The sequence below is a fragment of the Exiguobacterium sp. SH0S1 genome, assembly GCF_004337165.1.
Classification (GTDB): domain Bacteria; phylum Bacillota; class Bacilli; order Exiguobacteriales; family Exiguobacteriaceae; genus Exiguobacterium; species Exiguobacterium aurantiacum_A.
Genome location: NZ_SJVC01000001.1, coordinates 822,460 through 848,316 on the forward strand (window position 1 = coordinate 822,460; position 25,857 = coordinate 848,316).

Consider the following 25,857-nt stretch of genomic DNA (forward strand, 5'->3'; position numbering starts at 1 on the left):
TTTAGTTATGGAGCGAAACGCCATTCGACCTCGTGTTCGGCCAACGTCCGCTTCCAATCGGTCGGTTCTGGAAAATCTGAGATAATCGTCGTCACCGTCGAGAAGTCGGAGACACGATATCGTTTCTGTTGATTGAACTGGGTGTGGTCGGCGAGCAGATAACACATGCGGCTCTGCGTCATGACGGCTTGCGTCACAGTCGACAGCCCATGGGCGTCACACGTCAGCCCGAGCGTCGCGTCGACCCCTTCGACAGACAAGATCGCCATATCGAACACGTACGCTTTCAGTTGTTGAAGCACTTGTTCGCCGACGGTAACGAGATGTTTCGGGTCAATCGTACCTCCGAGCAATTGAATATCGCCCGTGAACACACCTTTGGCCCGCTGCTCGAATAGCGCTTTCGCGACCATGAGTGAAGGCGTGACGACCGTCAAGTTTCGCCCGCGGAGCCTTGACGCGACTTGCTCGGGGGCGACACCATGCCCGATGTAGAGCAGCATGTCGTCTTCGACAAGTTGAAACGCCGTATAGGCGATGCGACGAATCCCGTCCATGTTCGAAATCGTCATCGGCTGGAACGAGACGCTTTGATGCAAGACGGCCCCCCCGTATACCCGTTTGATGCGATGTTCTTTCTCAAGCTCTTCTAAGTAGCGGCGAATCGACTCCCCCGAGACGTTCAACCGTTCGATCAGTTCACTCGTCTTCACTTTACCTTCCCGCTCGATCCACTCGACAATCTTTTGTTTACGTTCTTCTCCAATTAACGACACAAGCCTGCCTCCTCCGCAAAAATCGCTTCCTCTCTCATTTTAGCGAACGGATGTAAATTTAACGTAAACTGAAAGTAAAGAACGGGCAAATCCAACACTTTTTTCATTCTTTTTAGCAAAAATCCACGGAAATCCACAACAATTGGTCGGTCGTTCGAAATCGTTTCGTCGCAAACGACAAAAACCGAACAGAACCTGATAGACAGGTCCCGTTCGGCAACATCTTTATTTTTTCTTTTGGAACAGCGGCACTTTCGGTTCGGTGCCCGCGCGGATCCGTTGCCAGTTCGTACGGTGCTTGATGATGATGAACAAGGCGAGCGGCACGATGACGATGAGCGGCAACCAATCTTTCGTGATGACGCTATACGTCACGACCGTCACGAGTCCGACGGCTGACGCCGCCATCGACGAGAGCGACACCATCTTCGAGATGAGGAGCGCCACGATAAACGTCCCGACTACGACGAAGAAGAACCAGGGGAACGCCGCGAGTAAGATCCCGGCGCTCGTCGCGACCGATTTTCCGCCTTTGAACTTGGCGAAGATCGGGTACGAGTGGCCGATGATGGCTGGAATCCCAGCGAGCAAGAGACTCATGTCGCTCCCGAACAGGAGCGGCAACAGCGCCGCGACCAACCCTTTCCCCATATCTCCTAACAATACGAGCGTCCCCGCTTTTTTTCCGAGCACGCGGAACGTGTTTGTCGTCCCTAAGTTCCCGCTCCCATGCTCCCGCACATCGACTCGATAACCGAGCTTTCCGACGATGAGCGCAAATGGGATCGAGCCGAGCAAATAGCTGACGATGATGATCATCACTTCTGTCATGTAAGGCATCGCAATTCCCCTTAGTCCATTAATTGCTCGAGGTAGCGCTCGAACGGAACGTTCGCTTTATGAACGTTCGTTGCATGGTCTACCCCGATATATCGTAAGTGCCACGGTTCATACATATAACCGGTTTCCGCTTCGTAAGCACGTTGGTAACGGACGATAAACCCGTACTTGTGTGCATTGTCGGCAAGCCACTTGCCCTCTGTCGTCTGTTCAAGCTCTTGCGTCAGTTGATAACCGACCGATGCGCTCGAGACGTCGATCGCGAGCCCTGTCTGATGCTCTGAGTGTCCCGGAGGCGCCGAGTACTTCATGGCCTGCTCCTTGCCGTCACGCGCGACGTAGGCGTTGAACAACTGCACTTGATACGCATACGTCCGGAACGCGCTCGTCCCTTTCAAGTCAATCCCGGTCGCTTTCGCGTCCTTCATGAGTGACTCGATGGCACGGGCCGCTTCTTTACGCAACATTCTACGCTCACCGGTCGCCGAATCGACGAAATCGATGTTCGCCGGCACCAAATCGGCCGGTTGATAATCACTCGGCAAGGCAATCTGTTTATTGACGAGGACAAGTGCGTCCAACTCAAGGTTTGCTTGCCCGTTCAATTCGATCGGTTGACTCGGGTCGTCTGGTTCGGCCACTGGTTCTTCCTCGACCGGCGGCTCTGGTTCGGTCGCCGGTTGTTCGTCCTTATCCGTTTCGGCCGGCTCTTCTGCTTCCGGAGCTGGCTCTGCCGGTGCCGTCTCGTTATCAGTCGGCGTTTCCGCCGGCTTCTCCGTGTCAGACACGGTCGGTTGCTCTATCGGTTCGTTCGGATCAGCTTGTTCGCTTGTCGTACATCCCACTAACGTGAGCGTCAAGGCGCAGCACACCATCAACATAGATGGTTTTCGCATGCGATCTTCCCCTTTCTTCATACAAAAAAATACCGTCAAGATATGATACCACACTGACGGTACAAAGGAACGACTGTTATTGAACCGGGCTCAAGACTTTCAAATACATATTGTGCCATGCCGGGAATTCCCGATCGAGCCGGATCGGCTTGAAATCGCCGCGCTTCACGACGACATGCGTCGTCTTCGCGGTCCCGACCAAATCGTTGTTTTGGTCGGTCAACTCATATCCGTAGACGGTACGGATCTTCGAATAACTGTCGACCCAGACGCGCACGTTGACCGTGTCTCCGAACGTGACGCTCTTCTTATAGTCGACCGTCACGTTCGTCACCGGCGACACGAATCCGGCCTGTTCCATGTCTTTATATTCCACTCCGAGTTGTCGTAACAACTCGGTTCTCGCGATCTCAAGGTAGACTAAATAATTCGCATGATAGACGATCCCCATCATGTCCGTCTCTTGGTATCGTACAGGAATCTGAATCGTATGCATCAAATCGCCCTCTTTTCAGTATACAGTATATTATAACTTACTATTAATATCTACTACTAAAATCTGATTTAACTCGCTATCTTCGGCGTTCTCGGCGATGAGCCGGTACGATTGCCGGGCGATCGCCTCATCGACGAGCGACAGCGCTGTCCGTGCGTTCGGTTTATCTGCATGCTTCAGTCGTTCGGCCAGTGCGGCTTCGACACCGTCCCCGAACGCATAACCGAACTTCTCGGCATAGCTGTTCGCGATTTGGGAAAGTTGGGCGAGTGAATAGTCGTCGAACTGAATCGTTCGTTTGATCCTACTGCTCAGTCCTGGGTTCGAATCGATCAACCGGCGCATCGGCGCCTCATAGCCCGCCAAAATGACGACGAGGTTCTCCCCGTGCTTCGGCATCTCGTCGACGAGCGTATCGATCGCTTCGCGTCCGTAGTCGTTCGGACCGCCGTTCAAACTGTACGCCTCATCGATCAGCAATACCCCGCCTAGCGCGTCGCGGATGGCTGCTTTCGTCTTTTGAGCCGTCTGTCCGACGTAGCCGCTGACGAGGTCGGCACGGCTGACGACTTTCAAATGTCCCCGTTTCAAGTAGCCAGTCTTCTTCAACAACTGAGCGTACACGTGCGCAAACGTCGTCTTACCGGTACCGCTGTTGCCGACAAGCGCGGCGTGAAGTTGGACCGGAGCCGTCTTCAGCCCGAGCTCGCGCCGCCGTCTTTGAATCGTGATCAACGCCTCGATCTCCTGAAGCTGTCGTTTCGCTTCTTCCATCCCGATCATGTCATCAAGCGTCGGAGCCGTGCCATCTTCGCTCGTTGCCTCTTCAAAGTCGAGCTCTGTCAACAAAGCCATCTCATCGAGCGGGGCGTCGGCACCGAAACGAGATCCTTTTTTGAACATCGCATCGAGCAAGATGTTATGGACGGTCCGGGCGTTCCCGAACGTCGCATCGACTCGTTCCCGGTCAATCCGGGCGATGAGGGCGCGCTTGGCATCGGTCGTCAGCACATAGTTGTTCTCCTCGGCCACTTTCTCACCGATCGCGACGAGCTCTTCGTCGCTGTAGTTCGGCAGCTCGTAATGGTTCGATTCAGGGAACCGCGACCTGAGTCCTGGATTCGCGAGTAAGAAGTGGCGCATCTCTTCCGGATAACCGGCCAGGATGACGACGAACTTTCCGGCATATTCCCCGCTCGTCATAGCGGCGACGAGTGTGTCGATTGCCGATTGTCCATAATCGCTCCCGCTCGCATCTTGCCGTTTGAGCGCATATGCCTCATCGATGAACAAGACGCCCCCTTCGGCTTCCTTGACTTTATTCATGACTTGTTCTTCCGTCTGGCCGACGAAAGCACCGACAAGGCTCGAACGGTCTGCCTCGATAACATCAGGCCGTCCGAGAAGACCGAGCTCGAAATAGATCTCGGCCATGAGCCGGGCGAGCGTCGTTTTGCCGGTACCGGGGTTCCCTGTGAAGACGAGATGGAGCGATGGTTGATGTTTCGACGAGAAACCGGCCTTGTCCCGTTCTTTTTGGAACAACAAGAACCGATACCACGCTTTTACCCGCTGCTTCACTTCCGTTAGACCGATCATCGACTCGAGCGACTCGATCGCACTCGAACGGACCTCCCGTGGGCGTTCCGGCAACAGCTCGCAAATCGCATCGATCCGTTGTTTGACGAGACCGACCCGCTCACCGAAACGACGGAACGCCTCCCGGCTGAAGTAGTTGCCTTGCATCGACGCGAGCAGTGACGCGGTGTCATCTTCGAGTGACGCGACTTCTTGCATCGCTTCGATGACGACCTCGAACAAACGCTCCAATTGATCTTTGAACTCGGAGTCCCGCAGATCTGACTTGGCCCGTTCGATTTCGTCGTGTAACCGATCGAGCTGATCGAGCAGTTCGGACGTCTTCGCTTCGTACTCGGTCAAAATTTGGACTTTCATCGAGGCGTAGTCGGCTTCGCGAAGAGTCGGCCAGTCGACATGGAGCGATTGTCTGAAACGGCGCAACTTCTCATTCAGTTGGCTGACCCTCAGTTCGGCCGGTAAAGCGCCGAGCGACTCGAGTTCCTTCACCCAGCGATTGAGGAGCGGATCGATCGTTCGGTTGTGCTGCAACCGTCTCGTCGAAAGCAGTGTCAACGTCCGGATCAACTCGTCGTTATGCTCTGTCGCACGCGACCAGTGGGCATAGGACAAGAGCGCCGCTTCATCGACCTTGTTGCCTTGTTCCCACCGTTCCAAGTCATGTTGAACTTGTTCCAAATGGATCTGTTTCATAAAGTTCTCCCTTTCAGACGACAAAGGAGCCGACGTCTCAGTCTGCTCCTCGTCGGGTTATAGTGCTTCAAAAGAAGTCATGCGAATTGAGTGGAACAAGTTCCCGTTGTTGCGTGACTCAGCAGCGAGCAGGATCCGTTCGTTCACATCGACGTAATACGTCACCGCTTCCTCATTTTCGTCTTCGTCGAAGATTGATGGGTATTTCTCAACCCACTCCGCAGGTACCGCCTCGGCGGATTCCGTTTTGACGAACGCCTGAGCTGTCCGACCGATGATATTGACGTCACCTTCACCCGTGCCTAGCGTCCCGTCATCCAGCCACTTGCGAATCTGTTCGTTCGTCGCCCGCGACAAGAACGGATGGGGTGCGACTGCACCCGAACTCGTCTCTTGACTGTTCGTTTCGTCGCCTTCCGGATTGAACTCACGGTACATCGTGCCATCCCATTCGGCCCGGGCACCGGCGTTCGGTCCCGATACGACCTCGGATACGAAATGTCCGTTCTCATCGTACGTGACGAGGTAGTTGCGAACTTCGAGTGTCTCCCCGTTTTCCGGCAACTTCTTCTCTTCATAGCCGATTTCGACGGACGTGTAGAACGGTTCGGTCCGATTCTCACGACCATTGTCATCATCATCATTCAAGTTGGTGACCAAATAAAAATTATAAGCGAGCAGAGCGCCGACGATGAGGATGCCGGCAAAAATGATCCAACTGAGCCGCTTTTTCACTTCTCGTTTCATAACATGCCCTCCCAATATTCTTCACTTACTATCCTACACTAGCGAGGGTGCCATGCAAAACATTTACAACTAAAAAAAGGGCCTCGACTGAGACCCTATAATTTTATCCAAGTTTATCTTCATCACGCTTATAGCTTTCAATCCACTTATCCCGTTCGTCCGGTTCATCGGCCAAGTCCTTGAACAAGGCGACAATCATCAGAATCAGCACGAAGATGAACGGGAAGGCGACAAGGATCGCGACGGCTTGAAGCGCGCCGAGACCACCCGCATACAAGAGCACGGCTGCGATCGATGATTGGATGAAGCCCCAAATCAACTTGATCCGCATCGGCGGGATGAGTTTCCCTCCTGTCGTCAACATCCCGAGCACATATGTCGCCGAGTCGGCTGATGTGATGAAGAACGTCGAGATCAAGAAGATGGCGACGATGCTGAGCACCGTCCCGAATCCACCGAACGTCTCGAACAAGGCGAACAGTCCGACTTCCGTTCCGATCTCGTTGACCGCGTCGATCAAGTTCGCCCCGCCGAACAAGTCAGCCCAAATGGCCGATCCGCCGAAGACAGAGAACCAAAGCAGTCCGAACGATGTCGGCACGAGCAAGATTCCGATGATGAACTCACGGATCGTCCGACCTTTTGAGACACGGGCGATAAACGTCCCGACGAACGGTGACCATGAGATCCACCACGCCCAGTAGAAGATCGTCCAGCCGTTGATCCACTCGCGCTCGACCGGTTCAAAAGCACCCGTTCGGAAGCTCGTCGTCGGCAATTGTTGCAAGTACGTCCCGATTGTCTGCGTGAACAAGTCGAGAATGAACGCGCTCGGTCCGGCGATGAGCGTCGCGACGAGCAAGACAATGGCGAGGAAGATGTTCGTGTTACTGAGAATACGAATCCCTTTATCTAATCCGGTCGAGGCACTGAACATATACAGCACCGTCACGACGGCGATGATGATCAACTGCGTCGAGAACGCGTTCGGTACGCCTGGAATTAAGTAGTGAAGCCCACCGGCAATCTGCTGGGCACCGAATCCAAGTGACGTCGCGACCCCAAACGCTGTTGCGACGACGGCCAAAATGTCGACCGTCTGTTTGACCGGACGTTCATAGCGGTCATTGACGAGTGAACCGATCGTCTCCCCGATCGTCGCCGGACGCCCTTTGCGGAACGTCGAGTAGGCGATGGCGAGAGCGATCATCGCATAAATCGCCCATGGGTGGAAGCCCCAATGGAAGAAGGCGTAACGCATCGCCGTGCGCGCATCACCTTCCGGCGTTGGCGACTCGAATGGTGGCGCATGGAAGTGAAGCAACGGTTCCGCCGCTCCCCAGAAGATGAGACCAATTCCCATCCCGGCACTGAACAGCATGGCGAACCATGTCAAATATCCAAAATCTGGTCGGTCTGTATCTTTTCCGAGCCGAATCGACCCGAAGCGCGAAAAGATTAAAAAAATCGCGACGAGTAAAATCCCGGTCGCGCTGAGCAGGTAGAACCAGCCCATCCCGTTCGAGAGCAAACCTTGCAGTTTCGTCGTCACGTTGATCAAGCTTGCGTTTCCGAGCAAGCTTTCAGGGAAGATTCCCCAAATCGTAAAGAGGACCGTAATGATGGCTGATACGATAAATACGGTCGTCACTCGACTTTCTCTTTCCATAATCTCACTCCTATTCAATTTTCTTATTTTCATATACGTTTTCCACCCTAACACAGTTTACAATCTCGGCACAACCCGAAAACGTGTTCGCTCGTGTCACGATGAAAAAAGTGACGATGGAATCTCGTCACTCGGTCGACTTCGGTTCTAACGATACGATCAACGTCTCATCGACGACGTAATAGGGCCGTTTTGGCAACACTTTCAAATAGCCGCCTTCACGCAGACGCGTCAAATCAAGTTGCGCCGTCTGTTGGAATTTACGTAGCGGTAATTTTTTTTCTTGCTCGAAATATAAGTCGAGCGCCCGCTGCACCTGGTCCATCTCATAGACGACGTCACGCTCGTCCTCTGGGGCGATGTGGAACGTCTCTTTTGACATGTAAAACCGCTGTCTTGGCTTGCCTGGCAAGTGACGTTTCAAACGTCCGAGATCGATCTCTTGGGACTCGTCCAACAGCACCGTCCGGTTGACCCCTTTCGGTAACGTCTGTTCATACTCATGGATGGCTTCTCGTAGCTGCGGCAACGTGATATCGACTTCTTGCTCGACCACGTCTTCTTTTTGCGTCAGACGCTGCCACCAATTTTTACCTGACCGTGTTTGTCGCTCCATACACTCCCCCCTCTCCCCGTTCCTTTCCCGTTATCTTTGACCATCTCACCTTATATTCGCATATTCACGAAAAAAACCTTCCTTTTTTCAAAGGAAGGTCTGACGCTTATTTCAATTTGTTACGGAGGACCATCTGGAGGATCCCGCCGTGACGGTAGTAGTCAATCTCAATTTCCGAGTCGAAGCGGGCGACGACTTTGAACGATGTCACCGTGCCGTTTTCATGCGTGGCCGTGACGTTCAAGATGTCGCGCGGACGTACCGACTCATCGACTTGGATATCGAGTGCCTCTTCGCCTGTCAGTCCGAGTGATTCCGCAGACTCACCGTCCATGAACTGGAGCGGTAACACACCCATCATGACGAGGTTTGAACGGTGAATTCGTTCGAAACTTTGGGCGATGACGGCACGAATACCGAGCAGGTTTGTACCTTTGGCTGCCCAGTCACGCGACGAGCCCATGCCATAGTCGTTTCCGGCGAGCACGATCAAGCCTGTGCCCTGCTCTTTATATTTCATAGCCGCATCATACATCGGCATGATCTCACCTGTCGGCCAGTACGTCGTGTATCCGCCTTCTGTGCCAGGCGCGACTTGGTTACGGATACGGATGTTCGCGAACGTACCGCGCATCATCACTTCGTGGTTACCACGACGCGACCCGTATGAGTTGAAGTCGAGCGGCGCGACGCCTTTCGACTGCAGGTATTGCCCAGCTGGTGTCGTCTTCGAGAACGCTCCTGCCGGCGAGATGTGGTCAGTCGTAACCGAATCGGCGAACTTACCGATGACACGAAGACCATTAAGTGGGAGCACAACGCCCGCTTCCGGTTCGAGGTTTTCGAAGAACGGCGGGTTTTGGATGTACGTCGAGTCGTCCGAGAAGTCGTACAAGTTACCTTCTGGGACGGCGAGTGCGTTCCAACGTTCGTTGCCTGTGAACACCGTGTCGTACTCTTTACGGAACGCTTCCGGCGAGACGACGTCTTGGACGACCATCTTGATCTCATCGTTTGACGGCCAGATGTCTTTGAAGAAGACTTCCTTGCCGTCTTTATCCGTCCCGAATGATTCGTTCATGATGTCGAAGTTGACCGACCCTGCGAGCGCGTAAGCGACGACGAGTGGCGGTGACGCCAAGAAGTTCGCTTTGACGAGCGGATGGACGCGGCCTTCGAAGTTACGGTTACCCGAGAGCACGGACGACACGAGAAGATCGTTCGACGTGATCGTCTCTTCGACTTCGCGGTCGAGCGGCCCAGAGTTCCCGATACATGTCGTACAGCCGTAACCGACCGTGTTGAACCCGAGCTGGTCGAGGTACGTCGTGAGTCCGGCTTTATCGAGGTAGTCAGTAACGACTTTCGAGCCCGGGGCGAGCGACGTCTTCACGTATTTCGGTACCGTGAGTCCACGTTCGACGGCTTTCTTGGCCACGAGGCCAGCGCCGACCATGACGTAAGGGTTCGACGTGTTCGTACAGCTCGTGATCGCCGCGATCGCGACGTCACCCGTCTGCATGTCGACCGATCCATCCTCATAATGGATGGCAGCTTTCTTGTCGAGCTCGGCACGGTCGAGACCGAAGCCGCTGTGTCCGGCCGGTGCGCTCAAGCTGTCGATGAACGCCGTATGCAAGTCAGACAAGTTGATGCGGTCTTGCGGACGTTTCGGGCCTGCGAGTGAAGGTTCTACTTTAGACAAGTCGAGTGTGAGCGTCTTTGTGAACGCCGGATCGGCTTGATCAGGTGTGTAGAACATGTCGTTCGCTTTCGAGTAGGCCTCGACGAGGTCGATCAACTCTTCTGAGCGACCTGTCGTACGCATGTAGTTCAACGTTTCCGTATCGACCGGGAAGAAGCCGCAAGTCGCCCCGTACTCAGGCGCCATGTTGGCGATCGTCGCCCGGTCAGAGAGCGGCATCGTGTGGAGTGACGGTCCGAAGAACTCGACGAACTTGCCGACGACTTTCTCGTTACGAAGCATCTCGGTCACGACGAGCGCGACGTCTGTCGCTGTGACACCTGGGTTGACCTCACCGATGATCTTGACGCCGACGACGTCTGGTACCGGGAAGTATGACGGTTGGCCGAGCATGCTCGCTTCGGCTTCGATTCCGCCGACGCCCCAGCCGAGGACACCGAGTCCGTTGATCATGGTTGTGTGCGAATCCGTTCCGACGAGTGAATCTGGATACGCGACATTACCTGTTCCATCATTCTTTTCAAGCACGACCGACGCCAAGTACTCGAGGTTGACTTGGTGGACGATTCCCGTCGCCGGTGGTACGGCACGGTAGTTGTCAAACGCAGTCTGAGCCCAACGCAAGAATTTGTAACGCTCTTCGTTCCGCTCGAACTCGATGTCCATGTTTTTCATGAGCGCGCCGGCGAATCCGTAGGCATCGACTTGGACCGAGTGGTCGACGACGAGATCGACCGGGATTTCCGGGTTGATCTTGTTCGGGTCGCCACCAAGGTCAGCCATCGCTTTACGAAGTGAAGCGAGGTCGACGACAGTCGGGACACCCGTAAAGTCTTGCAAGACGACGCGAGCCGGTTTGAACGGTACGTCAATGTCTTTCGAGACTCCGGCAGTACCCCATTTTGCCAAGTTCTCGACGTGTTCTTTCGTGATGGCACGACCGTCTTGTTGACGCAAAACTGATTCGAGCAAGACGCGAATCGAATACGGGAGGCGGCTGAGTTCCGTCACCCCATCTTCCTCTAACTTTTTAAGCCGGTAATAATCGTAAGCTTGTCCGTTGACCTCGAACTGTGTCCGAGATGAAAAAGCGTCTACTACGTTCGTCTGTTCCATACAATTTCCCCCTTTTTGAAAGCGACGACCACAGCAGTTGCCGTAATCGCTTACTTATCACATGTTTATCATAATACAACTATAGCGTGACGTAAAATACATTCCGTCACAAATTAGTCATAAGTAAAACTTATCAATTGCTCCGATCGTCTCAAAACACGAAAAAAAGACGGCCATCTAAGGCCGTCTTTACAATCTAGCTTATTCGGCACCGATCTCGACATTGACATCGAGTGCGTCGACGAGCGTCAACTCATCTTCATAGCGTTCTTTGAAACGGTCAAACGTGAACTCGTTGGCGAACAAGAACACAGGGCGTTCCCAACGGTCGGTCACGAGCATGTTCCGTGAGTCTTGGAACGGCTTGAGCGCCTTCAATTCTTTGTCTTTCACCCAGCGAGCGACACTGTACGATACCGGCTCCATCCGGATGTCGACCCCGTACTCGTTATTGAGACGATATTCGAACACCTCGAACTGGAGTTGACCGACCGCGCCGAGATAAATCTCGTTATACTCGTTGCGGTACACTTGGATCGCTCCTTCTTGGGCGAGTTGCTCGACACCTTTGTGGAAGTGTTTCGACTTGAGCGAGTTGATCGGCGAGACGCGCATGAACAATTCCGGCGGGAACGTCGGCAACGCCTCGAACGCGATCTTTTGCTTCGACGTCGTGATCGTGTCACCGATTTGGTACGTCCCAGAATCGTAGATCCCGATGACGTCACCGGCAAACGCCTTATCGACAGTCTCCCGGTCGTTGGCCATCAACTGCGTCGATTGACTCAGTTTGATTTTCTTGCCGGTCCGCGTCAACGTGACGTCCATTCCCCGTTCGAACACACCCGAACAGATGCGGACGAAGGCGATGCGGTCACGGTGGGCCGGGTTCATGTTCGCTTGAATCTTGAAGACGAAACCACTGAAGTCTTCAGACGTCGGGTCGATCGGACCGACGTTCGATTTACGGGCCTCTGGGGCCGGCGACATATCGAGGTAGTGGTCTAAGAAAGACGTCACCCCGAAGTCGACGAGCGCCGTACCGAAGAAGACAGGTGTCAGCTTACCTGATTGGATCGCCTCGACGTCGATGTCGTTGCCGGCACCGTCTAACAGGTCGATCTCGTCGCGCAAGTTCGTCAAGTTTTCTTCTGTCAAGTAGTCGGCGAGCACAGGATCGTTGACCCCGTCCTCGTTCAACGTGAGCTTGCCTTTCTCGCCACGGAACAAGTGGATCTCGTTCTTGATACGATCGAACACACCTTCGAACTGCATCCCGCTGCCGATTGGCCATGTGACGGCGACCGAAGGCATACCGAGCACTTCTTCAAGTTCTTCCATGAGCTCGAGCGGATCTTTCGCCTGACGGTCCAACTTGTTCATGAACGTGAAGATCGGGATACCACGCATACGACAGACTTGGAATAATTTCTTCGTCTGTGTCTCGATCCCTTTGGCGGCATCGATGACCATGACCGCGCTGTCGACAGACGTCAAGACGCGGTACGTGTCTTCTCCGAAGTCGTTGTGACCCGGCGTGTCCATGATCGAGACGACCTTGTCGCGATAGACGAACTGCATGACAGACGACGTGACAGAGATGCCCCGTTGTTTCTCGATCTCCATCCAATCGGACTTGGCGTGTTTTGAGTTTTTGCGGGCTTTGACCGTCCCCGCCTCGCGGATCGCTCCCCCGTGTAAGAGCAATTTCTCCGTGAGTGTCGTCTTACCGGCATCCGGGTGGGAGATGATGCCGAAAATGCGGCGTTTCTCTACTTCTTGTTTTAATTGGTTCATATATTGTCCTTTCCCTTCCAGACTTTCAACTTCATTCTCATTTCTGACTGCAACGCTCTCTATTCTAACGAAATGGTGTCGTTTCGTCCATCATTATAGGATGCTCATGCTTTTGTATTCGCGGTCTTTTTTGTATACTAAGCTTGAATGATTGTGAAATGAAAGAACGGGGGAAAGACGATGCCAGAAAACTTGATGATGTATTTCATTGTCTTCTGGGGATTTGTGATGATCGGGTTGATGACGATCGGCGGATACTTCATGTTCCGTAAGTTTTTAAAACGGATGCCAAAAGAAGACGGCCGCTCTCTCCTAGATATCGAGGACGATTACATCGCGAAGACACGCCACCTGTGGACGCCCGAGACACGGACGCTACTCGATCGGCTCGTCACACCAGTGCCTGAGCTGTTCCGCGATGTCGCCATTCGCAAGATCGCCGGCAAGATCGGACAGTTCGCGCTCGAATCGAGAGCGAAAGTGATGACGACGGAACTCGTCGTCAAAGGATATATCGCCGCCACACCGAAGCGGGACCACAAGTTTTTGAAGAAAGCGCTCGAAGAAGAGCAAATCGATTGGATGACTTATAAACGTTATTTCCAACAGTGAAGATTCGAAAAACAACGGCATACCTCGCTCGAGGTATGCCGTTGTTTATGTCGTCGCGATGCGCTTATATTTTTGATACATGGCGATCCGCCACGGCACGATCATGCCCCAGGCGATCAAATAGAACAAGCCGCCCGTCGCGAAAATGTTGACCTCATCGCCGAGGAACGCTTTCATGACCGTCCTGATCGCGAGTAAGGCGAAGACGACGATGAAAAACGCTTTCGAGCGGGATAAATAAACCTCACCATCACGTTTTTCAAAATTGGACGTCTTGATCAAAAAGATACTAAAAATCAAGCCTACGACAAGCGCCTCACCGACTTCGAGCCATGTCAGACGAAAAGCCGGCACTAAAAATTGAAGCATGCCCGTCGACATCGCGAGCGGTGGAATCAAGATTTTTTTCGCATTCGTCGGTCGGGCCGATGCCTTCACGCGAACGAAACTCGCGATGACCCCCATCAGCAGTGCGACGAGAGTCGATCCCCAAAATATCGACATATGGTCAGCCCCTTTAGAATCCGGTGAATCCCACTAGTTCGCTCATCCAGGCAGCGAAGCGGTTCATTCCATCAAAATATAATACGACTCCGAAAGCCATCATCAAATAGCCTCCGAACTTTGTTACTTTCGCGCTGTTGCGCGCCAAATATTTGATTTTGCCGACGAAACCGGCCATGACGAGAAACGGGATCGAGAACCCGATGACGTAAGCGAGCATATACCCCATGCCTTGGCTCGGGTTAGACGCAGCCAGTGCGATCACCCCGGCGAGAATCGGTCCTGTGCACGGCGTCCATCCGGCTGCGAACCCGATTCCGATCAACACGGTCCCAAAATACCCGCTCTTCCGTTCTCCAAGTGCGAGTTTCTTTTCGCGCATCATGAAGCGCGGTTGCCATAGCCCCGCTAAAAAGACCCCGAACACAAAAATAAGGATTGCCCCGAACATGCGTAGACTATCTTTAAATTGAATGAAGAAGTCGGCGATCAACGAAGTTGATAAACCGAGGACGAGAAAGACGATTGAGAATCCGAATAAGAATGAGAACGTATGAAACCAAGCCGTCCGTTGCCGGAGCCCTTCGCTTTTCAAGTCAGAGACAGATACCCCTGTGATATACGACAAAAAGACCGGATAGAGCGGCAGCGTACACGGTGATAAAAAAGACAAGACGCCCGCCCCAAAAGCGAGCCATAAAGTGACTTCCATGCGTTTTTCCACCTTTCAGCCCCATTATAGCGAAAACCATTTCAAAATGCTCGCATCTTTTCTCCGTCCACTTCGTCCGATTTTGTAATCATTGAAATGGAAATGTAACTTGTGATGTGTAGTGTTGAATGCTAAGATTTGGATATTCTACTTCACCAGGTTCTATTTTAATATGATGGGGGAAATACCGTGGCGGTCATCACAGCTGAAACCTTACACTATGCCATTGAACAAAAACGCGATGAACTGTATGAAATCGCCTCGCAGTACAGTTGGACGTCTCCAGAAGTGATTCATGTCAGCCAAGAGCTAGACACGTTAATCACGTCTCACGTCCTCTCGAAACACCTAGCAGACAACTTAAATTGATCATCAACTCCAGCTCGTCACTTTCTAGTGGCGAGCTTTTTCCATGGAAAAAGGACACCCCTACGGGTGTCCTTTGCAAATTATGACATCAGACGTTGTCCTGATTGTAACTCGTACATTTTTTTGTACAATCCATCATGCTTCAATAAGGCCTGATGATTGCCCCGTTCGACGATCTCGCCGCGATGTAAGACAAGAATCAAGTCGGCATCCTGTATCGTCGACAAGCGGTGGGCGATTGCGATCGTCGTTCGTCCACGACGCATCCGGTCGAGGGCGAACTGTACCCGCTCCTCCGTCTCCGTGTCGATCGAGCTCGTCGCCTCGTCCAAGATCAGGATTTTCGGATCACGGGCGACCGTTCGGGCGAAGGCGAGCAACTGCCGTTCCCCGCTCGAGAACGTCGCTCCCCGTTCGCCGACTGTGTGACCATACCCCGTCTCGAGTTTTTCGATGAACGTATTGGCTTGGACAAACTCCGCCGACTGGCGTACTTTATCGGAATCAACTGTCGGGTTGAACAATTTTAAATTATCTTCGATCGTGCCGCTGAACAGGAACGGGTCTTGTAAGACGAGACCGATCTTATCGCGAAGTTCCACTTCTTCGAACTGCTCGAGTGGGTGTCCGTCGATGGTGATCCGTCCCCCTTCATACGGATAAAACCGAGTGAGCAAGTTGATGATCGAGCTTTTCCCGCTCCCCGTGTGACCGACGAGCGCGACCGTCTCACCAGGCTTGGCAACGAACGAGATGTTCTTCAAAACATCGACTTCCCCGTCATAACTGAACGTGACATCGTCAAACCGAACTTCTCCTGCCTCGATCGCTGCCTCGCCAGAGAGACTTTTTCCTGGCGCCGGTTCATCGGTGTCGAGCACTTTGAAGACGCGGTCTGCCGAGACGACCGCTTGTTGGAACTCACTCAGCCGTTGCATGATATCGAGCACGGGGCGGAAAATGCGCTCGATGTAACTGATGAACGCATAGACGACCCCGACTTGAACTTGTTCCGTCATCGACAGGAAGCCATAGTAGCCGAGCAAACCGATGATCGAGAACGCAAGCAACAGCTCGATGATCGGGCGGAGCAACATACTATCGAGCTTCAAGTTCTTGAAGCGCGCTTCTTGATGCGCCTCGTTCGTCGCTTCGAACTGACGGACGAGACGCTCTTCTTGACGGAATTGTTGAACGATACCCATCCCGTTGATCGACTCGCTCAACTGCGCGTTCAGTTGCGATAACAAATCACGGACTTGGGCAAAGTATTTAGTCGAGTACCGGCGATACGCCCAAATGATGAGCCAAAACAACGGGAGGAGGACGAGCCCGATCGTGGCGAGCGTCGGCTCTAAAATGTACAGGAAGATGTACGTCCCGAGCAATTGAACGCCCGACTGGACGAACGTGCTCATCACGCCGACGTACAACTCTTTCACCGCTTCCGTGTCGTTCGTGATCCGGGAGACGAGCACACCCGCCGGCGTCCGGTCGAAATAGGCGAGACGCAGCCCCATCACATGGCGGAAGATGTCCATTCGAATATTTTGGACGATTTTAAGGGCGATCTTCTGAAACGCAATCGATTGTAAATAGTCGAAGATGACGGCTGAGATGTGTAACACCATATAGACGACGAGCAGCGTGACGACCCAATTCGTCGGATAGACGCCCGGTGTCACGAACTCATCGATGAACACTTTGATTAAAAACGGTCCGGCAAGCTTCGCTCCCGTCGCAAGAAGCAAAAAGACGAAGGCGAGGCTGAGCGGCCGGCCGTATCGTTTCGTATAGGCCAATAACCGCTTGATGACCGCCCATTCTTGAATATCATGCTTCATGGTGGCCCCCTCCTTCCACGATCGCCTCAAGTTGTTGGCGGTCGTACGTTTCTTTGTACCAGCCCGGTTCTCGAATGAGATCATTGTGTCGGCCTCGCTGAATGACTTGGCCATCAGCGAGTACGAGAATCTCATCGGCATGCTCCACTGCCGACAGACGGTGGGCGACGATCAATCGAGATTGCTCCGGATTGCCGACACGGAAATGTTCGATGATGGCTTCTTCCGTCTTCGCATCGACGGCGGACAACGCGTCATCAAGGATTAATAGATCGGCCTCGATCATAAGCGCCCGGGCAATCGAGATACGTTGCTTCTGTCCCCCCGAGAGCGTCACGCCGCGTTCACCGACGAGCGTAGCATACCCTTCCGGCAACCGTAAGATGTCGTCATGCACTTCGGCGATTTTGGCAGCCTCCATGATCTCATCCATTTTTGCTTCCGGTTTTCCGAAGGCGATATTGCTCGCAATCGAATCCGAGAACAGGAAGTGGTCTTGCGGGACGAGGGCGACTTTATCTAGTAGAAGTGATTTTTTGACTTGACGAACATTGACGCCGCCGATTTTGATTTTACCGTCGGTCACGTCATATTCACGGGTCAACAATCGAACGATCGTCGTCTTACCAGAACCGGTCCGACCGACAATCCCGAGTGTCTTGCCACGCTCGATCCGGAACGTGACATCACGCAGCACGGTCGTATCGTCATAACGGAACGAACCGATATCCGCCTCGAGCTCGGAATGATCCAGTTTCGTCGCCGCCATCGGATCGTCTTGGATCTCCGGCTTGATGGCGAGCATGCGCTCGATCCGGTCGTACGAAGCCCGACCACGTTCGACGATATTGAACAACCAACCGAAGGCGAGCATCGGCCAAGTGAGCAGACTAAGATAAGCGGTAAAACTGACGATTTGACCGATCGTGAGCTCGCCTTGTTCAATCAAGTAGGCCCCGTAGCCGATCGACAATATGTAAGATAATCCGACGATCCCGAAGATTGTCGGGTCGTACAAGGCGTCAATTTTAGCGACACGGACGTTTTTTGCCATGACTTCATCTGACAACTTCTCGAACGATTCGACGTCGTGGTCGACTTCCCCGGTCGATTTCAAGACGCGAACCCCACTCACACTCTCCTGAACCTTGTCATTCAATTCGGAAAATGCCGCTTGGGCGACACCGAACCGGCTATGGAGCATCTTTCCATATCGTGTCGTCAAAATGACCATGATCGGCAGCGGTAGTAAAGCGACGACCGTCAGCTTCCAGCTGATCGTCGTCACCATCGTGATGATGACGAACGTACCCATCGTCACACTGTCGACGAGCGTCAAAATACCCGCCCCCGCCGTCGTCGAGACAGCCTGGACATCGTTCGTCGCGTGCGCCATCAAATCGCCGACACGCGACTTTTTATAAAACCGTTGATCCAAATCCGTGAAGTGACGATACAGTTGGCTCCGGAGCAGGCGTCCGAGCCGGATCGAGGCCCCGAAAATGAAATAGCGCCAAAAAAAGCGCGCCACATAGTTTCCGATCCCGACAGCCGCAAGGCCTCCTAACAGCATCCACAGCAAGTCCGCTTCGAGCGAACCTTGGTTCATCCCATCGATGACTCGACCGATGATGCGCGGCGGTATGAGCTCGAGTGCGGCGACAAACGTGAGCAAGACGATACCGACTGCATACGTCCGCCATTCGAGCCTGAAGAACCAAGCTAATTGTTTAAATACACGAATCTGAAACGCCCCCTATATCTTGAAATAAGACTATTCATTTATGGTAGCGAAAGTTTGTTCGATTGTCGAACAAAAGATGAATAAAAAAAGCACTTCGCGGGTGCGAAGTGCTTCGGTGACTCATTATGATTTTTTTTCGTTCTTCGCTTGAACGTTCATGGCACGCATCACTTGGTTGACTTTTTTCTGTGACGGCTTTTGACCCATCTGCATCATTAACGTACGAATCATGTCTTCGTTGATTGGTGGGTTCTGTTCAAGGTAGTTCATCATGTATTTACGAGCGATGAAGAACCCGATCGCGATACCCCCGATAAGTGCTGCCACGACAAGAAGAATCCAAATAAATGTACTCAAGGTTTTACCTCCTCTACCATATGAAACATCGTTTTTTACTATACACTATATTGCGCTAATTCGCTAGTCGTCAGAAAAAAAAGTGATGACCTAGACATCGTCTAGGCCATCACACGTTTTTAATGATAATTATAGTGATTTGACAGCGTCGACGACGTTCTCGACCGACATGCCGTATTCTTTCATGAGGAGGTCTCCAGGAGCCGAGGCACCGAACTTGTCGATTCCAAGCACTTTACCGCCGAATCCGACGTATTTGTACCATCCGAGCGTCGAACCTGCTTCAAGCGAGACGCGTTTCGTGATCGACGAAGGAAGAACTGATTCCTTGTACTCTGCCGATTGGGCTTCGAACAGTTCCCATGACGGCATTGAGACGACAGCAGCGTTCACGCCTTCAGCAGCGAGTTGCTCGCGTGCTTCGACGAGGACATGGACTTCTGAGCCTGTACCGAGAAGAAGGACGTCCGCTTCGCTAGACTTACCTGCGACGACGTAGGCACCTTTCGCCGCGTCTTCGACAGATGTTCCTACGAGTTCTGGCAACGCTTGACGTGTCAAGACGAGAAGTGACGGAGCTGACGTCGTCGTGATCGCTTGTTTCCAAGCGGCGATCGTCTCTTTACCGTCTGCCGGACGGAGAACTGACAAGTTCGGCATCGCCCGGAAGCTCATCAAGTGCTCGACCGGTTCGTGCGTCGGACCGTCTTCACCGACTGCGATCGAGTCATGCGTCAAAACGAATGTCGACGGAATTCCCATGAGTGCAGCGAGACGGACCGCTGGACGGAGGTAATCCGAGAAGACGAAGAACGTTGCGCCGTAAGGAAGTACGCCACCGTGAAGTGCCATCCCGTTGACAGCTGCCGCCATTGCGAATTCACGGACACCGAACCAGATGTTACGGCCAGCCGGATCTTCGTCGAAGTCAGCCGCGCCTTTAATCATCGTGTTGTTCGAGCCGGCGAGGTCAGCCGATCCACCGAACAATGTCGGTACCGCTTTCGCAATCGCGTTCAAGACTTCTCCGCTCGTTTGGCGCGTCGCTTTTTTCGAACCGACTTCAAACGTTGGCAACTCGCTATCCCAACCTTCAGGAAGTTCGTTGTTCATCGCACGTTCGAACTGAGCACCGAGTTCAGGATGAGCCGATTTGTAGGCTGCGACGAGCTCGTTCCAATCCGACTCAGCTTTAGCGCCAGGCTCAACGACTTTATCGTTGAACAAGTCGTACACTTCGTTCGGGACGTAGAAGTTCTCGCCTTCCCATTTATAGAACTGTTTCGTGAGCTCGATTTCTGCTTCTCCAAGTGGAGCGCCGTGTGATGCCGATTTACCTGATTTATTCGGTGAACCGAAACCAATGACCGTCTTCACTTCAATCATCGTCGGTTTAGACGTCTCAGCTTTCGCCTCGTCGATCGCTTTGGCGATCGTATCGATGTCCGTTCCATCCTCGACGCGAATGACTTGCCATCCGTAAGCGTTGAATCGATCTTCTACGCTTTCCGAGAACGACTTATGGAGATCCCCGTCAAGCGAGATGTCGTTTGAATCATACAAGACGACGAGTTTACCGAGTTTCAAGTGACCGGCGAGTGAGGCAGCCTCAGCCGACACACCTTCCATCAAGTCACCGTCTCCACAAATTCCGAACGTATAGTGGTCAACCACGTTGAACTCGTCGCGGTTGTATGTTGCTTCCAAATGCTTCTCAGCCATTGCCATACCTACAGCCATCGCAATCCCTTGACCGAGTGGTCCCGTCGTCGCGTCTACACCAGCCGTGTGACGATACTCAGGGTGTCCTGGCGTCTTCGAGTCTTTTTGACGGAACGACTTGAGGTCGTCGAGTGAAAGGTCGTAACCAGACAAGTGAAGCAGCGAGTACAACAGCATCGAACCGTGTCCCGCTGAAAGGACGAACCGATCGCGGTTGAACCAGTTCGGGTTTTTCGGGTTGTGACGCATTTTGTCTGTCCAAAGCGTGAACGCCATCGGGGCCGCACCCATCGGCATACCTGGGTGACCTGAGTTCGCTTGTTGGACAGCATCAATCGAGAGCGTCCGAATCGAGTTAATCGCTAATAATTCTTTAGTAGTTGTTTCCACTAATTTCATCCTCTCTGTTGTTAAGAAAGTTTCTACCCGTCATATTTTAGCACACTCAATCGTGTGTCACAACTAATTAAATAGTATGTCACATTGATTGGAATCGTTTACTTCCATACGTCTGTTTTCGAGGGAATGGTCGAACCTTATCGAGCTTCGTGTATAACAAACATGCACATCCTATACGAAATAGGATGTGCATTCGAGTTCATTCAGAACGGTGTCGGTTCTGTTCGTCTTTTAGTTTTTCTGGTGTCACGTCGTTGCCTTCCGGATCGACGACTTTCATGCCCATCATCTGGGATTTGAACGATTGACGGAACGCTTTTAAATATTGTTGACGCAACGCTTGTTGCTCGTCCATCTCTTGTTGTGACAAGCCGTCTGTCTTTGCCTTGTTGGCGAGGAAGTTAATCCGCTCCAATTGTTCGGGTGCTAACATGAGGTTCGCCCCCTCTCTACTGAATTTGTAGTTCTACTGTACAAAATCAGGGCGCAGGAATCAAGTTTCTGGCACTGCCACATGTTCCAAATAGCGACGGTTCACAGTCGCTTTCGAGACTTCGTAGCCGAATCCGCGGAGTGTGGCCGCGATTTCAGCGAAGGTGAGCCCCCGCTCCCGAAGTTGGACGATCTCCTCGATCGGCACTTCGATCCGGCTCCTCCCACCTTGGTCATGGTGCTGAATATTGCGTTGCGGGTTGAAGCCGTTCGCGACCGCCCGGCGCATGCCGCGCGATATCTTGGCGTTATGAATCTTCCGTTGATACTCCTCGACGACGCTGACAATCTCAAGCACCATCTTCTCGGCGTCGGAGACGACATATTCGTCGGACGACTGCATCGTCAACAGCCGGACGTTATGCTTCATGAGCGTATGCAAGATGGCGATTTTTGCATTCCCTCGGCCAAGGCGACTGTCATCGCTCACGAGCACGGCATCGAGCTTTGACGCCGACACATGCTCTAACAGATCGAGCAGACCCGTCCGATTGACCTCGAAACCGCTCTCTTGTTCGGTGATCACATCGATCACTTCCGCATCGAGACGTTTGGCCATCTGTAACAATTCCGCTTCTTGCCTCATGAGCGAGGTTTCCTGAGTTGACTTGTTCGTCGATACGCGACAATAAATGACGACTCGCATCTCGTCACTCCCTTTCTTTCCAGTCATCCTTTTACGATACACAGGATGAGCGGGTGTTCGCAATCCAAATCGATCATTCAGCGGCGAACCACGTCGTTTTCCGTTCTTCTTTTTCCGCACGTTCCGCTAACAGCTGGGCTTCGAGCGTTTCCGCTTCGTTGAACGCAACTTCTTGTTCGATACTTCTTTCGACCGTCATCACTGTCGGCTCGACAACTTCGCCTTGGCGAAACTCGCCGACTAAGTAAAAGGCGAACATCCCAAGCACTACCATTCCGACCAATATGAATCCGTTGATTGTATCTTTCATTTGAACCGCCTCCAAATATGAGAATATGCGTTCTTAGGAACGTCTGTTCGTTTATCTGTTCTCATCATAAAACAAGAACTTCTGTTCGGTCAAGAAAAAACGAACGAATGTTTGTACGCTCATATGTTCTTGTGTTAAAATAAATCCATAAAGAATAGGATGCGTTCGCAGGTTATTCGACATAAACGAGGTGAAATCCATTGAAAAAAATGTCAGCAAGACAGCAACAGATTCTTGATTTTATAAAAGCTGAAGTTCGGACGAAAGGTTATCCGCCGTCAGTCCGAGAAATTGGTGAAGCCGTCGGTCTCGCATCGAGCTCGACCGTGCACGGTCACTTGGACCGTCTTGAAAAACGTGGATTGATTCGGCGCGATAAGACAAAACCGCGTGCGCTCGAAGTGTTGAGCGAGGACGCCCCGTCAATCGAGGAGCGTGAGACGGTCATGTACGTCCCGGTCATCGGGAAAGTTACGGCCGGAACACCGATCACGGCGATCGAGAACGTGGAAGAACACTTCCCGCTCCCGGCCCATATCGTCGGTTCGGATAACGTGTATATGCTCTCCGTCTCTGGCGATTCGATGATCAACGCCGGAATCCTCGACGGAGACCGTGTACTCGTGAGACAACAGAACACGGCAGACAATGGAGAGATTGTCGTCGCGATGACGGACGAGGGTGAGGCGACCGTCAAACGGATCTACAAAGAGGCGTCGAAAGTCCGACTCCAGCCGGAGAACGATGAACTTGAGGCGATGTATTTCGATAACGTATCCATTTTAGGGAAGGTCATCGGTGTATACCGGACGATCCATTAATGGCTAGCGGCAAGACACATACGCGTACGAACCTCGTGGCAATCGGTGCTTTAGCGATTGCCACGCCTTTTATTGATGTCGATATCCCGACTACCCTTTTCCTCGGTGCGCTTATCGGGACGTTCTGGCTCTCCCCGGACCTCGATTTGAAATCGGATGCATACTATCGGTGGGGACCGCTGCGTGGCTTTTGGCTCCCTTACGTGAAGCTGATGCCGCACCGGTCTCCGCTGTCGCACTTGCCGGTGTTGAGCGATCTCATTCGTGTCATCTACCTTGGCTTCCCGCTCGCGCTCATCCTTACGTTCACTCCGTATGAAGCGGTTGTGAAGACGTGGCTCGACTTGAACGGCATCCCGTTCTTCCTCGGTCTCGTGTTCGCGACGACGCTCCATACGGCACTCGACTATGCGTCCACATTTTTCAAACGTGCGTTCTAATCGCAAAACAAGCGACCACTCAATTTCGAGTGGTCGCTTGTTTTGACTAAAAAAACGCCCGATCCAAGAAACTGGATCGAGCGTTTTTTCAAGTTCATTTGACTTAGTAGAGCGTCATGTACTGATCGCGTTCCCACTCTGTTACTTGCGTGCGGAACATGTCCCACTCGATCTCTTTCAACTCGAGGAAGTGTTCGCCGATATGGTCACCGAGCGAATCCATGACGATTTTGTCGGCGCGGAGTACTTCGAGCGCGTCGAAGAGTGTCGCCGGAAGATCGTCGATCCCGTTCGCAACACGCTCTGGCTTGTCCATCACGTAGATGTTGCTGTCGATCGGTTTCGGTGCTTTCAAATCTTTCTCGATGCCGTCAAGACCAGAAGCCAAGAGGGCCGAGAGCGCGAGGTACGGGTTCGCCGCCGGGTCGACCGAACGTACTTCGATACGTGTCGAGAGGCCGCGGGCAGCCGGTACACGAACGAGCGGTGAACGGTTACGAGCGCTCCATGCGACGTAGCATGGTGCTTCGTATCCAGGCACGAGACGCTTGTACGAGTTGACCGTTGGGTTACAGATCGCCGTGAACGCACGTGCGTGCTCAAGGATACCAGCTGTGAAGGCGCGTGCCGTATCCGAGAGCTCCATGTCACCGTTCGGGTCGTAGAACACGTTCGTGTCGCCTTTAAAGAGTGACATGTTCGCATGCATCCCTGAACCGTTGACACCATAGAGTGGTTTCGGCATGAACGTCGCGTGAAGGCCATACTTCGCCGCGATCGTCTTGACGACGAGTTTGAACGTTTGGATGTTGTCGGCAGTCGTTACCGCATCCGCGTATTTGAAGTCGATTTCATGCTGTCCTGGTGCGACTTCGTGGTGTGACGCTTCGATCTCGAAGCCCATGTTTTCGAGCTCGATAACGATTTCTTTACGGCAGTTCTCGCCTGAATCGACCGGTGCCAAGTCGAAGTAACCGCCTTGGTCGTTCAATTCGAGTGTCGGCTGTCCGTTCAAGTCTTTCTTGAAGAGGAAGAATTCTGGCTCTGGTCCGACGTTGAACGCTGTGAAGCCGAGCTTTTGCATGTGCTCGAGGTTGCGTTTCAAAATGCCGCGCGGGTCACCGCTGAACGGTGTGCCGTCCGGATTATAAATATCACAAATTAAGCGAGCGACTTTACCGCTGCCGTCTGTCCATGGGAAGACAACCCACGTGTTAAGGTCTGGATAGAGGTACATGTCTGATTCCTCGATGCGTACGAACCCTTCGATTGAAGAGCCATCGAACATCATCTTGTTATCAAGTGCTTTGTCCAATTGGCTGATTGGCACCTCGACGTTTTTAATCGTACCGAGGATATCCGTGAATTGAAGACGAATAAAGCGTACGTCCTCTTCTTGTGCGATCCGTTTGATGTCTTCTTTTGTGAACGTTTTTCTGGCCATGGTAAAAGTCCCCTCTCACATTGTGTAATGGTTTGTGTACTGGCGTCATCGATAAAAACGTGACAACTCTCCTTGGATGAGCGACGTTTTATTGAAACGACCAGCTTCTTGAAGCTGCGTTTTCAATAATTGATGTAACTCTTTCTCGGAAATCTTTGGCGGTTCGCTTGGCGGGGCCGTAGAAGCAGATTGTTCTGTCTCTTTGGCACCGTCGTTGTCGAGCATATGGCGAATCGCCGCCAAGTTGAAGCCTTGGTCAATGAAATCTTTGATTGCGAGTAAACGTTCGACATCATTAAAGGAATAAAGTCGTCGTTTCGATTCCGTCCGACTAGGCGAAACCAGACCCTGTTCTTCGTAATATCGAATCTGCCTGCCTGTCAGTTGCGTCAGATCTTGGACGATCCCAATCGGAAACAACGGGTTGGAGCGACGAAATTGATCGGCCATCCCTTACCCCTCCTTTTCTGTCTCACAATGTGAGAATAATA

25 protein-coding genes are annotated in these 25,857 nt (G+C 52.6%); 4 read left to right on the forward strand and 21 right to left on the reverse strand.

The annotated features are described in order from the left end of the window. Positions 1-5 precede the first annotated feature (5 nt). The 10 genes from EVJ20_RS04195 to EVJ20_RS04240 all read right to left on the reverse strand — a co-directional run bounded on the left by EVJ20_RS04195 (position 6) and on the right by EVJ20_RS04240 (position 12,950). Complete coding sequence (locus tag EVJ20_RS04195; protein ID WP_131439717.1) at positions 6-776, reverse strand: DeoR/GlpR family DNA-binding transcription regulator; 771 nt, start codon at positions 774-776, stop codon at positions 6-8. A 225-nt stretch (positions 777-1,001) separates the two neighbouring features. After that, positions 1,002-1,616 carry a glycerol-3-phosphate 1-O-acyltransferase PlsY gene (plsY, locus tag EVJ20_RS04200; RefSeq protein WP_370251742.1) on the reverse strand — a complete coding sequence of 205 codons (615 nt, stop codon included), beginning with the start codon at positions 1,614-1,616 and terminating at the stop codon, positions 1,002-1,004. A gap of 11 nt (positions 1,617-1,627) precedes the next feature. Then, entirely contained in the window at positions 1,628-2,512 is an 885-nt protein-coding gene (locus tag EVJ20_RS04205; protein WP_236633377.1) for a M15 family metallopeptidase, read from the reverse strand. A gap of 76 nt (positions 2,513-2,588) precedes the next feature. Then, positions 2,589-3,008 carry an acyl-CoA thioesterase gene (locus EVJ20_RS04210; RefSeq protein WP_071397620.1) on the reverse strand — a complete coding sequence of 140 codons (420 nt, stop codon included), beginning with the start codon at positions 3,006-3,008 and terminating at the stop codon, positions 2,589-2,591. Positions 3,009-3,038: 30 nt separating this feature from the next. After that, complete coding sequence (locus EVJ20_RS04215) at positions 3,039-5,300, reverse strand: AAA family ATPase (protein WP_131507155.1); 2,262 nt, start codon at positions 5,298-5,300, stop codon at positions 3,039-3,041. A 57-nt stretch (positions 5,301-5,357) separates the two neighbouring features. After that, a complete protein-coding gene (locus tag EVJ20_RS04220) occupies positions 5,358-6,047 on the reverse strand; it encodes a hypothetical protein (RefSeq protein WP_071397622.1) in 690 nt (229 codons plus the stop codon). A gap of 103 nt (positions 6,048-6,150) precedes the next feature. Beyond that, positions 6,151-7,716, reverse strand: coding sequence for a BCCT family transporter (locus tag EVJ20_RS04225; RefSeq protein ID WP_131489692.1), 1,566 nt, complete (start codon positions 7,714-7,716; stop codon positions 6,151-6,153). A 127-nt stretch (positions 7,717-7,843) separates the two neighbouring features. Then, a complete protein-coding gene (locus EVJ20_RS04230) occupies positions 7,844-8,332 on the reverse strand; it encodes a DUF3939 domain-containing protein (protein ID WP_131463629.1) in 489 nt (162 codons plus the stop codon). Between the two features lie 106 nt (positions 8,333-8,438). Beyond that, the gene (gene acnA, locus EVJ20_RS04235; protein WP_131507158.1) at positions 8,439-11,153 is read right to left on the reverse strand and encodes an aconitate hydratase AcnA; all 2,715 of its coding nucleotides are present in this window, start codon (positions 11,151-11,153) and stop codon (positions 8,439-8,441) included. Positions 11,154-11,354: 201 nt separating this feature from the next. Further along, a complete protein-coding gene (locus EVJ20_RS04240) occupies positions 11,355-12,950 on the reverse strand; it encodes a peptide chain release factor 3 (RefSeq protein ID WP_131458805.1) in 1,596 nt (531 codons plus the stop codon). A 180-nt stretch (positions 12,951-13,130) separates the two neighbouring features. Between EVJ20_RS04240 and EVJ20_RS04245 the strand changes: the two genes are divergently transcribed. Next, on the forward strand, positions 13,131-13,562 hold the full coding sequence (locus tag EVJ20_RS04245; RefSeq protein WP_070327153.1) for a DUF2621 family protein: 432 nt from the start codon (positions 13,131-13,133) through the stop codon (positions 13,560-13,562). A gap of 45 nt (positions 13,563-13,607) precedes the next feature. On the opposite strand, the gene EVJ20_RS04250 is transcribed toward EVJ20_RS04245, so the two are convergent. Further along, positions 13,608-14,066, reverse strand: coding sequence for a CcdC family protein (locus EVJ20_RS04250; RefSeq protein ID WP_174545499.1), 459 nt, complete (start codon positions 14,064-14,066; stop codon positions 13,608-13,610). Between the two features lie 13 nt (positions 14,067-14,079). Then, a complete protein-coding gene (locus EVJ20_RS04255; protein WP_016510637.1) occupies positions 14,080-14,778 on the reverse strand; it encodes a cytochrome c biogenesis CcdA family protein in 699 nt (232 codons plus the stop codon). Between the two features lie 189 nt (positions 14,779-14,967). On the opposite strand from EVJ20_RS04255, the gene EVJ20_RS04260 reads away from it, so the two are divergent. Then, positions 14,968-15,147 carry an aspartyl-phosphate phosphatase Spo0E family protein gene (locus EVJ20_RS04260; protein ID WP_070327150.1) on the forward strand — a complete coding sequence of 60 codons (180 nt, stop codon included), beginning with the start codon at positions 14,968-14,970 and terminating at the stop codon, positions 15,145-15,147. Between the two features lie 80 nt (positions 15,148-15,227). Here EVJ20_RS04260 and EVJ20_RS04265 read toward each other — a convergent pair whose 3' ends face one another. From EVJ20_RS04265 to EVJ20_RS04295, 7 genes are all read right to left on the reverse strand, one after another. After that, complete coding sequence (locus EVJ20_RS04265; protein ID WP_131463633.1) at positions 15,228-16,991, reverse strand: ABC transporter ATP-binding protein; 1,764 nt, start codon at positions 16,989-16,991, stop codon at positions 15,228-15,230. Then, positions 16,981-18,735, reverse strand: a complete 1,755-nt coding sequence (locus EVJ20_RS04270) for an ABC transporter transmembrane domain-containing protein (RefSeq protein ID WP_131507160.1) — start codon at positions 18,733-18,735, stop codon at positions 16,981-16,983. The genes EVJ20_RS04265 and EVJ20_RS04270 overlap by 11 nt, the downstream gene beginning before the upstream one ends. 123 nt (positions 18,736-18,858) lie before the next feature. Then, positions 18,859-19,092, reverse strand: coding sequence for a YneF family protein (locus EVJ20_RS04275; protein ID WP_070327147.1), 234 nt, complete (start codon positions 19,090-19,092; stop codon positions 18,859-18,861). 129 nt (positions 19,093-19,221) lie between these two features. Next, positions 19,222-21,213, reverse strand: a complete 1,992-nt coding sequence (tkt, locus tag EVJ20_RS04280) for a transketolase (RefSeq protein WP_070327146.1) — start codon at positions 21,211-21,213, stop codon at positions 19,222-19,224. A gap of 199 nt (positions 21,214-21,412) precedes the next feature. After that, positions 21,413-21,646 (reverse strand): DUF896 domain-containing protein, encoded by a 234-nt coding sequence (locus EVJ20_RS04285; protein WP_070327145.1) that lies wholly within the window; start codon positions 21,644-21,646, stop codon positions 21,413-21,415. 60 nt (positions 21,647-21,706) lie between these two features. Then, positions 21,707-22,351, reverse strand: coding sequence for a YneB family resolvase-like protein (locus EVJ20_RS04290; protein ID WP_131463636.1), 645 nt, complete (start codon positions 22,349-22,351; stop codon positions 21,707-21,709). Between the two features lie 73 nt (positions 22,352-22,424). Beyond that, complete coding sequence (locus EVJ20_RS04295; protein ID WP_070327144.1) at positions 22,425-22,661, reverse strand: hypothetical protein; 237 nt, start codon at positions 22,659-22,661, stop codon at positions 22,425-22,427. Between the two features lie 200 nt (positions 22,662-22,861). Here EVJ20_RS04295 and lexA point away from each other — a divergent pair, with 200 nt between their 5' ends. Both lexA and EVJ20_RS04305 read left to right on the forward strand, forming a co-directional pair. Further along, positions 22,862-23,482, forward strand: coding sequence for a transcriptional repressor LexA (lexA, locus tag EVJ20_RS04300; protein ID WP_070327143.1), 621 nt, complete (start codon positions 22,862-22,864; stop codon positions 23,480-23,482). Next, positions 23,482-23,922, forward strand: a complete 441-nt coding sequence (locus EVJ20_RS04305) for a metal-binding protein (protein WP_131463638.1) — start codon at positions 23,482-23,484, stop codon at positions 23,920-23,922. The genes lexA and EVJ20_RS04305 overlap by 1 nt, the downstream gene beginning before the upstream one ends. A 103-nt stretch (positions 23,923-24,025) precedes the next feature. Here EVJ20_RS04305 and glnA read toward each other — a convergent pair whose 3' ends face one another. Both glnA and EVJ20_RS04315 read right to left on the reverse strand, forming a co-directional pair. Then, positions 24,026-25,366, reverse strand: a complete 1,341-nt coding sequence (gene glnA, locus EVJ20_RS04310) for a type I glutamate--ammonia ligase (RefSeq protein ID WP_016509758.1) — start codon at positions 25,364-25,366, stop codon at positions 24,026-24,028. Between the two features lie 45 nt (positions 25,367-25,411). Then, positions 25,412-25,816 carry a MerR family transcriptional regulator gene (locus EVJ20_RS04315; RefSeq protein ID WP_131463640.1) on the reverse strand — a complete coding sequence of 135 codons (405 nt, stop codon included), beginning with the start codon at positions 25,814-25,816 and terminating at the stop codon, positions 25,412-25,414. Positions 25,817-25,857: the final 41 nt, after the last annotated feature.